General features: G+C 59.8%; 14 protein-coding genes and 1 pseudogene. 7 read left to right on the top strand and 8 right to left on the bottom strand.

Features of this window, described 5'->3' with window-relative positions:
- The 4 genes and pseudogenes from AC0KVQ_RS09645 to AC0KVQ_RS09630 all read right to left on the bottom strand — a co-directional run.
- Positions 1 to 281, bottom strand: a pseudogene (locus tag AC0KVQ_RS09645) (hypothetical protein); the annotation flags it as partial.
- Positions 282 to 329: 48 nt separating this feature from the next.
- A complete protein-coding gene (locus tag AC0KVQ_RS09640; RefSeq protein ID WP_473420940.1) occupies positions 330 to 1,370 on the bottom strand; it encodes an L-idonate 5-dehydrogenase in 1,041 nt (346 codons plus the stop codon).
- Positions 1,371 to 1,393: 23 nt separating this feature from the next.
- Complete coding sequence (locus tag AC0KVQ_RS09635; RefSeq protein ID WP_473420939.1) at positions 1,394 to 2,161, bottom strand: SDR family oxidoreductase; 768 nt, start codon at positions 2,159 to 2,161, stop codon at positions 1,394 to 1,396.
- Positions 2,162 to 2,249: 88 nt separating this feature from the next.
- Positions 2,250 to 2,981 (bottom strand): FadR/GntR family transcriptional regulator, encoded by a 732-nt coding sequence (locus tag AC0KVQ_RS09630; RefSeq protein ID WP_473420938.1) that lies wholly within the window; start codon positions 2,979 to 2,981, stop codon positions 2,250 to 2,252.
- A gap of 334 nt (positions 2,982 to 3,315) precedes the next feature.
- Between AC0KVQ_RS09630 and AC0KVQ_RS09625 the strand changes: the two genes are divergently transcribed.
- Positions 3,316 to 4,023: a FadR/GntR family transcriptional regulator gene (locus AC0KVQ_RS09625; protein ID WP_473420937.1), complete on the top strand. Its 708-nt coding sequence runs from the start codon at positions 3,316 to 3,318 to the stop codon at positions 4,021 to 4,023.
- A 198-nt stretch (positions 4,024 to 4,221) separates the two neighbouring features.
- On the opposite strand, the gene AC0KVQ_RS09620 is transcribed toward AC0KVQ_RS09625, so the two are convergent.
- From AC0KVQ_RS09620 to AC0KVQ_RS09605, 4 genes are read right to left on the bottom strand one after another with little or no spacing between them, the layout of a single operon-like run.
- Entirely contained in the window at positions 4,222 to 5,625 is a 1,404-nt protein-coding gene (locus AC0KVQ_RS09620; protein ID WP_473420936.1) for a sulfite reductase subunit alpha, read from the bottom strand.
- Positions 5,626 to 5,648: 23 nt separating this feature from the next.
- Positions 5,649 to 6,659 (bottom strand): FAD:protein FMN transferase, encoded by a 1,011-nt coding sequence (locus tag AC0KVQ_RS09615; protein WP_473420935.1) that lies wholly within the window; start codon positions 6,657 to 6,659, stop codon positions 5,649 to 5,651.
- Positions 6,656 to 7,183: a DUF2271 domain-containing protein gene (locus AC0KVQ_RS09610; protein WP_473420934.1), complete on the bottom strand. Its 528-nt coding sequence runs from the start codon at positions 7,181 to 7,183 to the stop codon at positions 6,656 to 6,658. Before AC0KVQ_RS09610 ends, AC0KVQ_RS09615 begins: the two co-directional genes overlap by 4 nt.
- 29 nt (positions 7,184 to 7,212) lie before the next feature.
- Entirely contained in the window at positions 7,213 to 7,881 is a 669-nt protein-coding gene (locus tag AC0KVQ_RS09605) for a PepSY-associated TM helix domain-containing protein (protein WP_473420933.1), read from the bottom strand.
- Positions 7,882 to 8,059: 178 nt separating this feature from the next.
- Here AC0KVQ_RS09605 and AC0KVQ_RS09600 point away from each other — a divergent pair, with 178 nt between their 5' ends.
- The 6 genes from AC0KVQ_RS09600 to AC0KVQ_RS09575 all read left to right on the top strand — a co-directional run bounded on the left by AC0KVQ_RS09600 (position 8,060) and on the right by AC0KVQ_RS09575 (position 14,196).
- Positions 8,060 to 8,770: a response regulator gene (locus tag AC0KVQ_RS09600; protein WP_473420932.1), complete on the top strand. Its 711-nt coding sequence runs from the start codon at positions 8,060 to 8,062 to the stop codon at positions 8,768 to 8,770.
- Positions 8,767 to 10,170: an ATP-binding protein gene (locus AC0KVQ_RS09595; protein WP_473420931.1), complete on the top strand. Its 1,404-nt coding sequence runs from the start codon at positions 8,767 to 8,769 to the stop codon at positions 10,168 to 10,170. The genes AC0KVQ_RS09600 and AC0KVQ_RS09595 overlap by 4 nt, the downstream gene beginning before the upstream one ends.
- 329 nt (positions 10,171 to 10,499) lie before the next feature.
- Positions 10,500 to 11,396: a LysR family transcriptional regulator gene (locus tag AC0KVQ_RS09590; RefSeq protein ID WP_473420930.1), complete on the top strand. Its 897-nt coding sequence runs from the start codon at positions 10,500 to 10,502 to the stop codon at positions 11,394 to 11,396.
- Positions 11,397 to 11,607: 211 nt separating this feature from the next.
- The gene (locus AC0KVQ_RS09585) at positions 11,608 to 11,904 is read left to right on the top strand and encodes a putative quinol monooxygenase (RefSeq protein WP_473420929.1); all 297 of its coding nucleotides are present in this window, start codon (positions 11,608 to 11,610) and stop codon (positions 11,902 to 11,904) included.
- Positions 11,905 to 12,085: 181 nt separating this feature from the next.
- Positions 12,086 to 13,603, top strand: a complete 1,518-nt coding sequence (locus AC0KVQ_RS09580; RefSeq protein ID WP_473420928.1) for a UbiD family decarboxylase — start codon at positions 12,086 to 12,088, stop codon at positions 13,601 to 13,603.
- Positions 13,604 to 13,617: 14 nt separating this feature from the next.
- Positions 13,618 to 14,196: a UbiX family flavin prenyltransferase gene (locus AC0KVQ_RS09575; protein ID WP_473420927.1), complete on the top strand. Its 579-nt coding sequence runs from the start codon at positions 13,618 to 13,620 to the stop codon at positions 14,194 to 14,196.
- The last annotated feature ends 56 nt before the right edge of the window (positions 14,197 to 14,252 follow it).

The following is a 14,252-nucleotide window of genomic DNA, read 5'->3' as shown; positions in this document are numbered from 1 at the left end:
TCGATGCCGGAAATGGCGTTGTTCTCGATCGGGCCATTACGCCAGTAGGCGTTCTGGTGCATCAGCTGCCAGTTTTCTTCGATCGCTTCGGCATCGCGACCGATCAGGAGCGGGCGCAGGTATTCTTCGATCAGGCATTTGACCGCCACGTGCCGGTAGGCGAAGGTCGCGCAACCCAGGCCGTAGAGGCCCGGCTGGTTGGTTTCCACCTTCACCACCACCAGGTTGATGCCCTCAGGGGCGGTAAGGATGACTTTGACGTCGGTAATCAGGGTTGCCATGTTGTCTCCTTGGAGAAAGGCAGTTTTTTTAGAATTTAATTTCTGCGATCAGAAAGTCAGCTGCACCTTCATCTGCGAACGACGATCCGATGCGAGTTCAAACGCTTCCACGGCCTGCTCGATTGGCAGGGTTGCCGTGATGATCGGCCTCACGTTGATGCGGCCTTCCTTCAACAGGCGTGCAGCCAGCGCATATTCGCTGTGGAAGCGGAACGCACCGACCAGGCTGATTTCCTTGCCCACCAGCACGCCGATTGGAATCGATACGTCGCCACTCACGCCGACTTGCACGATCACGCCACGCGGACGCAGTACCGGGAAGATGTCCTTCAGCACCGCACCGACACCGGTACATTCAATCGCAACATCGAAGTAGCCTTTGTCAGCCGTGTATTGCTCGGTCTGCAAGCCTGGGGCTGCGGCGACATTCACCGTGCCGGTTGCACCCATTTCGACGGCCTTGGCCAATGCGGCATCGTGCAGATCGGTAGCCACCACTTCGAGCGCGCCGGCATAACGCGCAGCGGCTACTACCAGGGCGCCGATCGGGCCGGAGCCGGTGACCAGTACCTTCTTGCCCGCCAGATTGCCGGCTTGCTTCACCGCATGCAGAGCAACAGAGAGCGGTTCGCAGCAGGCGGCTTCGCCCAGGCTGATCGCATCGCCAACGGATTCACACTGATACTCTTCCGCCACGATCAGTTCGCGGAACGCGCCCTGGCTGTGCGGGGTACGCATGGCGCTGCCGTAGAACCACATATCCAGACAATGCTGATGCTCACCGGCCTGGCAGAACTTGCACTTGCCGCACGGACGACTGGGGCTCAATGCAATACGGTCACCAGCCTTGACCTTGGTCACTTTCGATCCGACCGCTTCGACCGTACCGGCCACTTCGTGACCCAAGACGATCGGCTGCTTGACGCGCACGACGCCAAATCCGCCGTGCAGGTAGTAATGCAGGTCAGAGCCGCAGATGCCGCCGGCACCGATGCGCACCAGTACCTGGTCATCCTTCATTTCTGCGACCGGCACATTCTCGATGCGCAGGTCTTTTTCTTCATGCAATACGCAGGCACGTGCGTCCATGAGTTCGCTCCTGGTCAAATTAATTAGAGAACCGACAACCAGCCACCATCCACATAAATAATCTGGCCGTTCACATAATCCGAAGCCGGCGAGGACAGGAAGACGGCGGTACCCACCAGCTCTTCCGGCTTGCCCCAGCGGCCGGCCGGGTTGCTGCTCTTCACCCAGGCATCGAACTCGGCGTTTTCGATCAGTGCGGTATTCATGTCGGTCAGGATGTAGCCCGGACCGATGGAGTTGGCCTGGATATTGAATTTTGCCCACTCGGCTGCCATCGACTTGGACAGCATCTTCATGCCGCCCTTGGCTGCGGTGTACGGGGCGACGGTGGCGCGGGCTGCTTCGCTGGTCAGCGAACCGATATTGATGATCTTGCCGCCGCGACCACGGGCGATCATGCGCTTGGCGGCTTCGCGCCCGACGATGAAGGCTGCGGTGAGGTTGGTATCGATCACGCGCTGCCAATCCTTCAGTTCCAGCTCGACCATCGGCTTGCGGAACTGGATGCCGGCATTGTTGATCAGGATGTCGACCTCGACGCCATCCTTGTCCAGTTGCTCGAATGCGGCCACCACGGCGGCTTCGTCGGCCACGTTGAAGGCCAGGCCGCGTGCGTTGTAACCCTTGGCCTTGAGCTTGGCCAAGGCTTCGGTCATGTTTTCTTCGCGCAGGTCGTTGAGCACCACGGCGGCACCGGCCTCGGCCAGACCTTCTGCGTACGACAGGCCAATGCCACGGCCCGAGCCGGTGATCAGTGCGGTACGGCCAGTCAAATCAAACAATCCAGACATCTTTTTTCTCCTGAGTTGAGTACGTTCACGGTGCCCAGCACCGAATTGCGATGCGTGCAAGGCAAGCCTTGCATCAGAAATTCCATATTCATGCCGCCGCGGCGGGCTGGAGCAAACGCTGCGTCAGGTCGCTTTCTGCCTGCTCGATCAGCACCAGCGCAGCCCGTTCCGCCGCCACGGCATCCCCTGCCTCGATGGCGCAACACAAGGCCTCATGCATCGGCAGGGAAAAGGCCGGGCCACCTGGCTTGTTCGACACGATCTCGAAGCTGGTGCGCAAAATCGCGGAAAGCGCTTCCTGCATCTGCCGCACGAACTGGTTACCACTGGCAGCCAGCAATACGGCGTGAAAGGCCAGATCAGCCGCCACGTAATTGCCCTCGCCGGCAATGGCGCGCTCCATCGCCACATAGGCGGCGCGCAAGGCCTGGCGCTCGGGCTCTCCGGCACGCTGTGCCGCAAAGCGCGCCGCGGCCGGTTCCACGATGCGGCGTAACTCCATCAGATCGCGCGAAAGCATCTTGTTCAGACTGGCCGACTGCGCGCGCCAGGCGATGATGCTCGGATCAAACAGATTCCAGTGATCCGGCGGCAACACCGTTGTTCCGACCTTGCGCCGCACCTCCAGCATGCCCTTGGCCACCAGCGACTTGATCACCTCGCGGATCACGATGCGACTCACGCCGAACGCTTCGCCCAGATAAGCCTCGGAAGGCAACACCTGGCCCGGGGCATAGCGCCCGGTACAGATGTCCTGCCCCAGCCGGTCAAGAATTTGCTCCTGAAAGGTGCGGCGCGATGAGTAGAGTACGGTGTCCATGCATTATTTGTATCACATAATATTTTTTACAGTCAAACCAAAATTAATTTTCTGTCTGACTGAAAATATTTAAAGTCGTACCAACAAAGACAATAACCGACTAAAATCGGACATAAACGCAGCCGACCAAGCCCTTGGGCAGGCCCATTCCGTCAGATGGAAAACCGGCAATGCAGAGGCAAATTGCGATATCGGATACTGGCCAAGCCAAAGGAAATACCCGAAAATTCCGATACTTGTGCCGCATACCTGCAACGCGAAGACACTGGATGCCGCGTCGACACAAAACCAATCCCGCCCTTGAACAAGGGCCTATGAACGCACCGAACCCGATATGACAAAAAAAATAACCAAGCTGGACCGTACGATTGAGCAATTCGGCAACGACATCATTCAGGGGGTTTACCCCAAGGGCACGCTGCTGCCCCCGGAGACCGACCTGTGCAAGGTCTATGACATTTCACGCGCCACCCTGCGCGAAGTGATCAAGGTGCTGAGCGCCAAGAAACTGATCGACACCCAATCCAAGAAAGGCATCCTGGTCAATCCGCGTGAAGAGTGGAATTATCTGGATACGGACGTGCTGAACTGGGTGCTGGCTACGGGCGAGAACTACGATTTCATCCAGACGCTATTGGAAATGCGGCAGGTGGTGGAGCCGGCGATTGCGGAATGGGCGGCACTGCGCGCCACGGCGGCAGACCTGGCCGAGATGGAAGCCGCGCTGATCGACATGGCCGGGCAATACGAGGACAAGCAGCGCTTCAATCTGGCGGATATCCGCTTTCACAAGGCGCTGAACGCTTCGGCGCACAACTATGTGATCAAGCAACTGGGCGAAGCGATCGGCGCGCTGCAGCAGGTGGTATTCGATGCGACCTATCTGCAGGACGACGCCGTCAAGGAAATCACCATCAAGCAGCACCGCGAGCTCTTCGATGCCGTACGGATGAAAAACCCTCGGGTTGCCAAGAAAATCAGCGCCAGCATGATCGAGGGGGTGGTGGAGCGGCTGGCGGACAAGCGCCAGGGAGAGAAATAGGTTCGTGGCACGGGAAGGCTCGGTTTGGCAAAGGGTGGTCTGCACCTTCACACACCCTCAAACCCACTGAGTGCCGTAGGTCGGGTTTTAACCCGACAACATGGGTATCGCGTCGGGTTAAAACCCGACCTACGGCAAAAGCAAAGCTCACCTACCGGGATGAACTCCCGCCAATCCCGGTAAAAACAGGCACTGCCCTCAATAAACATCCCGGCGAATCCGCCCCGCCTCCAGCAACAAATCCACCTCGTGCGAGCCGAGCATGCGTCGCAATGCCTTGTCGACGCCCGGCGCCATCTTCTGCGCGTTGCCACAGATCAGGATCTGCGCGCCCTGGCGAATCCATTCGCAGACTTCCTTAGACTGCGCCAGCAGATTGTGCTGCACATACGGCGCTACCGGATCATCGCGCGAGAAGGTCAGATCAACTTTGGACAAGACCTGCTGACGCTTCCAGTCCTCGATTTCCAGCCGGCACAGATAATCGTGCCGGATCGAGCGCTCGCCAAAGAACAGCCAGGCATTGCGTTGCGGCACTTGCAGACCCGATTGGCGCATGGCATGAGCGCGCGCCTGCAAATGGGCGCGCAGACCGGCAATGCCGGTGCCTGCGCCGATCAGGATCAGGGGGCGTGAAAGATCGGGCTCCAGATGAAAGCCGGGATTGCTGCGAATCTTCATCTGGATCCGGTCGCCGGCGCAGGCAGTTTCGGTCAGCCAGGAGGATGCCATCCCCTTGCTGCCATCATCGCGTCGATGCAGGCGCACGATCAGCTCCAGCCTGCCCTCGCCGGGCAGATTGGCAATCGAATACACACGTGGCCACGCCTCGGCCCCGGGAACCAGTACATCGACCAGATCGCCGGGCTGCCATTGCGGCATGGCCTCAGCGCTGCCCTGCAAGGTCACCAGATAAACCGGGTTGCCTGGACTGCCTTCGTTCAGCAACTGGCGTGCGACAAAATGCCACGGCGAATAGCGGGCAGCTGGTGTGTGCCAATCCACCGTATGGCTAGCCCCCAGATGCTGCAGTCGCGCCTGCCATTGCTGCAGCGCCTGCGCGTTCATCTGGTCGACTTCGATACGCGGGAATTCCGGGATTGCGCCGGCTGCCTGCAGCCAGCCATCCAGTTCACGGCCAAAGGCGCAAAAGGCCGGATAGTGGCTATCGCCCAGCGCCAGCACGCCATAACGCTTGCCTTGCAGCATTCTCGGCGTTGCCGCATGCATGCTTTGCTGCACAAAACGCCGGGCATGATCCGGGGCACTGCCTTCGCCATAGGTACTGACGACAAACAGGATACAGCGGGCCTGCTGCACGGCTTCCTGCCAGTTTTCGTCGATACGGCAGACATGCACCTGGCGTTTGTCCGTCATCAGCATCTGGGCACTTTGCCGGGCAAGCGCTTCGGCCTGGCCGGTCTGGCTGGCATACACCACCCAGAATTGCTCCTTGCCCGTATCGACTCCGCCGTTATCCAACGGCATTGGCCGGTGCGCATGCTGCCATTTCTTCCAGCACAGCACGCCATAGCCCAGCACGATGCCAACGGCAGCCAGCCCGCGCAAGGGATCAGAAGTCATCAGTTCGTACATTTTCATCACCATTCATGATTGCCGGGAACCTACTGCAGATCGCGCCACGCCGCACTGCTCCATTCCACCCAATTCCCTGCGTGGTCATGACCTTGCAGCAATACGCTCAGATTCAAGCGTTCAGCCAGTGCCAGGCCCTGCTCCGGGCCCAGCACCGTCAACGCGGTCGCCCAGGCATCGGCCAGCATGCATTCGGCATGGATAACGCTGACCGATGACACGCGGTTGGCACTTGGCGCGCCGGTACGCGGATCCAGGGTGTGGTGGATCAGGCGGCCATTCATGCGATAACTGCGCCGGTAATCGCCCGATGTCGCTACCGCCAGGTCATGCAGCGCAATGCGGGTGGATGGCAGCGGGCAATCGGTGGCCGGAGATTCCAGCGCCACCCACCACGGCTGGCCATCCGGCTTCACACCGCCCCCGCGCAATTCGCCGCCGATTTCCACCAGATGATTGGGAAAACCCTGCCCGCACAGCCACTGCGCCACGGCATCCACGGCAAATCCTTTGGCGATGGCGGCAAAGTTGAGCGCCACGCCGCCGGGCTGATACAGCCGGTTATCACTATCCAGCATCAATTCCGGCCAACGCCCCGCCGCCACGTTGATCTGATTGGGCGGCACAAACCCGGCATCGAAAAACCGGCGGGCACTGCCAAATCCCCAGGCATCGGCCAGTGCAGCGATGGTCGGATCGAATGCGCCCTGGCTTAGATGGGCCACCTCCAGCGCGGCACGCAGCACGCGGGAAAATTCGTTGGGCAATGCCTGCGATGCACCTGCAGGCAAACGCCCAAACCGGCACAGATCGGATTCAGGCCGGAAATGGCTCATCTGGTTTTCGATGTCCTCCAGCAGATCAGAAATCTGCTGTGTCACAGGCTCCTGCACGAAGCCGGCAGGTGCCACCAGTTGCACGCTCCAGCTTGTCCCCATGCAATAGCCCTGCAGCTTTCTGACTTCGCCCCGCACAGGCTTGACTGCCGTATCCAGTTGATGCGGAATCAGCACGCGCAGCCGAGCCATGCGGGTGATCATGGCTTCACGCTCAGGCGGACTTCGCCCACCTCTTCGGTACCACTGACTTTCTCGGTTTTGGCAGTACGCACTGGCCATTGCAGCGGCAGGCGCACCAGCTCGTGTCCGCCATGTTCGCGTGCAACCTCCACCACCACTTCATAATTGCCTGCTGCCAGATTCTTGAAGGCCGGCGTACTGCCCAGGTTGATGGCGTGTTCACCGGCCGGGCGGGTGGCGCCCGATACGCCATCGATCGGGAACGAAGCCTGGCTGCCGCTGATGCGCCACCAGCTGCGCAGATCGGGCAACCACTTGGTGGCGCCGATATTGTTGGGCTTGGCCATGTCGTACCAGACGGCGATATTGCCGGCAAAGGCATGGCTATCGGCCTTTTCCAGCCAGACTGCGACATACGGGCGCTTGACCCGCGCGCCCTGGATGGCAGGCAGATTGATCGAGAGTTCGGCACCGGCACTCCAGGCTGGCATGGCCAGACCAACGCCCAGCAGGGACAGTACGGATGTCATCAGTTTTTTTTGCATGGTGTTCGCTCCGGATTTCAATGCAAATTTCAATGGATAAAAAGCAGGATCAGCAACAGCGGTACAATCAGGCCCAGGCCAGTTACCGGCCATACGCTCCAGCGGCCTTTGGCATGCACCTGCAGGATCAGCAGCCCGGTGATGCTGAAAACCAGACAGCCAATACCGAGCAGGGTGATAAAGCCACTCCAGACCGGCCCGGCATTCTTGCCCTTGTGCAGATCGTTGAAGAACGCCACCCAGCCATGGTCGGCCGATTCATACTGGATGGCGCCAGTGCGGCGATCGATGCTGAGCCAGGCATCCACGCCGGGAGATTTCAGGTCGACATAAACTTCATCGTTCTGCCAATCACTGGTTTTGGGCGAAAGGCGCACGTGCCACGCTGTGCCAATCCATGCCTGTACCGCATCGGGCAAGGCCTTGTCCTGCCCATTGCCCATGGCATTGATGGTCTGAAGCAGCCCGGTCGGCAGACTTCCCTGGTGCTGCGTCAGCACCGGGGTCTGGCTTTCGAAAAAGCCGGCGTTATTGAGCGTGATGCCGGTCGTTGCAAAAAACAGCATGCCGACCAGGCACAGGGCCGAGCTGATCCAGTGCCATTTCAGCAAGGTGCGCATCCAGGCGCTGCGCCGCTGGGCGGCGGTTGGTAGCGCTGGATCAGCATCCATTCGGTCAGGTTGGCTATTGGCTTGCATGGTTGTCTCAAGGCTTGGTTGGGTACGCTTTCAATTTAACCTCGTGCATGTAAACGGTTTGTGGCCACTGCGCGGAATTTTGTTAATGGCATGTAATACTTTGTGCAGGTCGTTCACAAAGAGGGGGTTACCGATGGCACACGCGCTATCCTTGGGACGAAACATGGGAGTGGTGCCAATGGGCAAGAAAATTCTGGTGGTAGACGATGATCCGGAGCTGACCGAACTGCTGCGCGGCTATCTCGGCAATCAGGGCTTTGAGGTGGCAACCGCCTGCGATGGCGCAAGCATGCGCCAGAAGCTGGCGCACGAAACGCCCGATCTGCTGATTCTGGATCTGATGCTGCCGGGCGAGGACGGGCTGAGTCTTTGCCGCGATCTGCGCGCTGCTTCGCGCCTGCCTATCCTGATGCTGACCGCGCGCGGCGATGACATGGATCGCATCATCGGGCTGGAAATGGGCGCGGACGATTACCTGCCCAAGCCCTTCAACCCGCGCGAGCTGCTGGCGCGCATCAAGAGCATCCTGCGCCGCGCCGAGGAGCATGAAACCCGCGAAAGCGCGCCCAGATCGCTGCATTTCGCCGGCTGGACGCTTGATCTGTCCGCGCGCAACCTGATCGGCGCCGATGGCGTGGTCATTGCGCTTTCCACCGGGGAATTCCGGCTGCTGCACCTCCTGGCCGAATCCCCCAACCGCGTATTCTCGCGCGACCAGTTGATGGATACGCTGGCCGGGCGCGATGCCGGGCCGTTCGACCGCACCATCGACGTGATGATTTCGCGCCTGCGTCGCCGCCTCAACGATGATGCGCGCGATCCGGAACTGATCAAGACCGTGCGCAGCGAAGGCTACATGCTTGCGGCACGGGTGGAGCGCCGCACGTGAAATGGTTGCCCAAAACCCTGTTTGGCCAGATTGCGCTGGCGTTGTTTACCGGTCTGTTCGTCGTGCAACTGCTGGGCTGGTGGCTGCTGCTGGATGATCGCGGCCGGCTCAACTACAAGCTGCTGTCGGAATACGCTGCACAGCGCATGGGCGGCATCGCCACCGTGCTCGACGGCGCTTCGCCGGCAGAGCGGCCGATTCTGGCCAAGGCACTCAGCGTACAACCCACGACGCTTTCGTTCGCGATTCCCTGGGCGATGCAAAACATCGATGCCTCCGACGATGCCCAGGCCTTTGCCAGCGAAGCAGCACGGCAATTCGTACGCCCGCTTGCCATCCAGATGCTGGCGCTCGAACGGGTTGATCCGCTGCTGTTTGGCCTGCGCCCGCGTCACGATGATGACGATGACGACCGGGGCAGGCGACGCTCATCTGGCTCGGAAGGCAAAGGCCCCTTCTTTGCCCGTACCTATATCGCCCAGGTCAGGCTCAGTGACGGCAGTATCGTGACCTTCCATCATCTGCTGCCGGTGCCCGCCACCGACTTGCCGTATCGACTGATCGCCTTGCTGGTGCTGCTGGGGCTGTCTATAGCGGCCCTGTCGCTCTGGTCGGTACGCCAGTTGACACGCCCGCTAGTAAAACTGGCCGATGCCGCATCCGGGCTGGCGCGCAACCTGAACCAGCCACCACTGCCCGAAACCGGCCCGCAGGAAGTCCGCCAGGCCGCGCAAGCCTTCAATGCCATGCAACGGGATCTCAAGCGCCTGATCGACACGCGTGCCCAGGCACTCTCGGCCGTTTCACACGATTTGCGCCTGCCGATTACCCGCCTGCGCCTGCGCCTGGAAAACGGCATCGATCCGGCCTTGCGCGAGAAGATGGAACACGACCTGAGCGAAATGGACACCATGATCAGCCAGACGCTGGATTTCCTGCGCGCAGGCTCGAACGTGGAGGCACCGGTGCCGGTCAATCTGGATGCCCTGCTCGACAGCGTGGTGGAAGACATGGAAGAACTCGGCGCCCGTATCCAGCGTACCGGCAACTGCCGTCAGCCCATCCAGGCCCGCCCGCATGCGCTGCGCCGATGCCTGGCCAACCTGCTCGACAATGCGCGCCGTTATGGTGGCGGACAGATCGAACTAGGCGTGGAAGACCTGGGCCAGGAAACCCGCATCACCATCGCCGACCACGGCCCCGGCATCCCTGCCGATCAACTGGAAAAAGTATTCGAGCCCTATTTCCGGCTGGAATCCTCGCGCGCCAAGCACACCGGCGGCACCGGGCTGGGCCTGGCCATTGCCAAGGCAATCGTGGAAGTCCACGGCGGCACAATCCGGCTGGAATCGGAACCGGGCCAGGGAGTACGGGTAACGGTCTGCCTGCCGCGGGTGTAACCACCTGAATATCAAACGCATGCAAGAACGCGAAATGCCCAGGCTGGCGCCGAGAAGCACAGCAAAACACGGGAATTCGGCGAGGACTGTTTGAGGGCGGAGCCCGAGTTCCCCGAAAAGGGACTTGATTGGCTTTGCCCATCCTCGCCGCAGCCGCCGTGCTTTGCGAGCATCACAGGGCATCCCGAAGGGACGCCAGCGCGGGCTCGCCTTTGGGGTGAAGGGGGATTTGGCGACGCAAATCCCCCTTCCTGCCCGCCGTGCGGAAACGGCACTTGAATCCCGCGCCGAAGGCGCATAAAACCCTCAAGTCAGCGGCATTCACCCATATGGACCGAATCTTGGATCTCAAACGACTGCGCTACTTCTGCACCATCATCGAACAAGGCTCGATCAGCAAGGCAGCGCATGTGCTGTGCATGGCCCAGCCGCCCTTGAGCAAACGCCTGCAGGAGTTGGAAGAGGAAGTTGGCACCGAGCTGATCGTGCGTACCGGCCGCCGGCTGGAGCCGACCGAGGCCGGGCAATACCTGTACCAGAAAGCCTGCGATATCCTGCGCAGCATCGAAGATACCAAGCGCAAGACCATCGAGATCGCCAGCACCGAGCGGCGCATGCTGCGCGTGGGAATTTCCTACCTGTTCCTGCGCCAGTTTCTGCCCCTGGTACATTCGCTGTATCAGGAAAACCCGCGTGCCGAGATCAGCGTGTCGGTATCGGATTCCAGCCATCTCGAACAACTGCTGCACCGGGGCCGCATCGACATCGCCTTTATCCAGCGTCCGCACAAACAGGAGGGGTTCGAGCTGATCGAGTTTGCGCCGCTGCCACTCAAGGCGCTGGTCGCACGGCGTTTGCTGCCAGACGAGCTGCCAGCCAGAATGACGCTGGAATCACTGGGCCAGCACCCGCTGATCCTGCTACGCCGGGTGGAAGGCGTAGGCACCTTTGAAACACTGCTGGCGCAGCTGCGCAAGGCCGGTATCCAGCCCAATGTGAAAATGCATGTTTCCGACCCGGCCATTGCCCTTGAGATGCTCGATTCCGGCATCGAGGCTGTGGCATTCCTTCCGGCCTCCGAGGCAATGGAATCGCGCAGTGGCGCCTTTGCCTGCATCGATATCAACCCCTCTGCGCTGCAGTTCCACCCGGTCGCCGCACGCCTGTCGACCGGCGTTGAGATCCCGGAAGTCACGGCCACCATCGAAAGCTTTTGCCAGCGCTGATCACACCAAACAGCAATCACTGCCATCAGAGCCTGTCACATCGTTTACTGGTGTTTATTTGTCAGTATCCAGAAAGTGGGGGTAGGATCTTGCCGTGATATATCTGCAAAGTTCTGGCATTCATGACTATGAAATCAACGCCTCGATGACACGACGGATATACCCGATCCATTGGCAACTGCTAACCTTTTCCAACTAAACAAGGCCCAATATGAGCACGTCAACCATTACCTGCATTGCTGCCTTTACGGCAAAACCGGATCAGATCGATAACCTGAAAGCTGCCCTGCTTGCATTGATCGAACCCACCCGCAGCGAGGAGGGCTGCATCAGTTATGCACTTCATCAGGCCATCGACAATCCGGCAAAATTGACGATGCTCGAAAAATTCAAAGACCAGAACGCCTTTGATTTTCACAGCGCCCAACCCTACCTGAAAGCACTCGTCAATCAATTGGATCTATTGGTCGATAGCGTCGACATTCAAACCTTTAAGGTCGTTGCATAGTCTCCACCCTCGCAGGGTGCAACCAGCAACGAGCCTTGCAGATTGCACCCTGCGACACTTGAGCCCACCTCACCATCAGCAACCTTTTTGGTATGGCTGATGCAATGCAAACGGTATTTTCTTGAGTTGATGGCTGCGACATATAGTTCATCCCACCATGAAATCCATACTTTCAGGAGGGATGATGAGCAGCGTGACGGAAGGAAATCTCGGCGTCGCCGGGAAACAGATTGCCGTAACCGACTTGCGTTCAGCCTTGCAACGACTCGAATCGATCCCGGGCCAGTTGGTGAGTACCGATGTCGAAGTCGATCCGAATGCAGAGCTCTCCGGCGTTTACCGTCATGTCGGCGCGGGGGGCACCTGCATGCGCCCGACCAGGATCGATGGCCCGGCGATGATCTTCAACAAGGTCAAGGGCTATCCGGATTTCCGCGTGGCCATTGGCCTTCTGTCCTCGCGCAAGCGCGTGGGCAAATTGCTGGATTGCGCACCGGATCGCTTGGGCTTTTTGCTCAAGGATGCCATCAAGCACGCCATTGCGCCGGTCACCATCGACGCGACCCATGCGCCGAGCCGTGAAATCGTGAATCTGGCATCCGACCCCGATTTCGATCTGCGCACGCTCCTGCCTGCACCGACCAATACCCCGGAAGATGCCGGCCCCTATATCACCATGGGCATGTGTTATGCGTCCGACCCGGACACGGGTGAATCGGACATCACCATCCACCGTCTGTGCGTGCAAAGCCGTGATGAACTCTCGATGTGGCTGACCCCGGGCCGCCATATTGATGCCTTCCGCATGAAGGCAGAGGCCGCCGGCAAGCCGCTGCCGATTTCGATCAGCATCGGCGTCGATCCGGCTGTGGAAATAGCCGCCTGCTTTGAACCCCCCACAACGCCGCAAGGCTATGACGAGCTGGCGATTGCCGGTGGCCTGCGCGGCAAGGCGGTGGAAATGGTGAAGTGCCTCACCATCAACGAGCGCGCGATTGCCAATGCAGAAATCGTGATCGAAGGCGAGTTGCTCCCGAATGTGCGCCTCGTCGAAGACCAGCACACCCATACCGGCAAGGCCATGCCGGAGTTTCCGGGCTACACGGGTGAATCAAAGGATTCGCTGCCGGTGATCAAGGTCAAAGCCGTCACGCACCGCCGCAACCCGATCTTGCAAACCACCGTGGGGCCGTCGGAAGAACACGTTTCGATGGCAGGTATCCCGACCGAGGCCTCGATCCTGAATCTGGTCGAAAATGCCATGCCGGGCAAACTGCGCAATGTGTACGCACATTCGGCCGGCGGCGGAAAATTCCTTGCCGTGATGCAGTTTCAGAAGAGCAATCCGGCCGATGAGGGCCGCCAGCGCCAGGCTGCGATCCTGGCTTTTGCAGCCTATCCGGAATTGAAGAACGTGATCCTTGTCGATGAGGACGTGGACATCTTCGACAGCAACGAAGTGCTCTGGGCCATGCAGACACGTTATCAGGCCGATGTCGACACCATCGTCATTCCGGGCGTGCGCTGCCATCCGCTCGATCCTTCGCAGATCCCGGAATACAGCCCGTCGATTCTGCAAAAAGGAATGTCGTGCAAGACCATCTTCGACTGCACCGTGCCGTTCCATCTCAAGGCGCATTTCCAGCGCTCGAAGTTTCTCGAAGTCGATGTGAAGCGCTTCCTGCCGGATTTCGTTTGAAGGGAATCTGAGCCATGAGCAAACGGCGCATTATCATCGGCATCAGCGGCGCATCGGGTTTCCAGTACGGCATGAAGGCGCTGGAACTGCTGCAGTCGCAGGATGTGGAAACGCATCTGGTCGTCTCCAAAGGCGCGGAACTGACGCGCTCGCTGGAAACCGACATCAGCCGGGAAGAGGTATTTTCCCTGGCGGATGTGGTCCATCCCATCGGCGATCTGGGCGCCGCCATTTCGAGCGGATCGTTTACCACGCTCGGAATGCTGATCGCGCCGTGCTCGATGCGCTCGCTCGCGGCCATTGCGCACAACCTTTCCGACAACCTGCTCACCCGCGCGGCGGATGTCACGCTCAAGGAACGGCGGCGGCTCGTGCTGATGGTGCGCGAAACGCCGCTCAACCTCGGACATATCCGCAATATGGCACAGGTGACAGAAATGGGCGGTGTGGTGTTTCCGCCGGTGCCGGCGCTCTACCAGCGCCCGGCCACGGTTGACGAAATCATCACGCACAGCGTGGGTCGCGCCCTCGATCTGTTCGGGATCGACGTTCCCCGATTGCCGCGCTGGGGTGAAAGCACGCTGGCAGCATGAATCGACCCCACACCTTGAATTGAGCCGGTTCCGGCTGTCATTCCGGCATCCATGTT

This window comes from Formivibrio sp. oc-25, from assembly GCF_055810895.1.
Note: the sequence above shows the minus strand (reverse complement) of the source record. Positions and strands in the feature narration are given on the sequence as shown.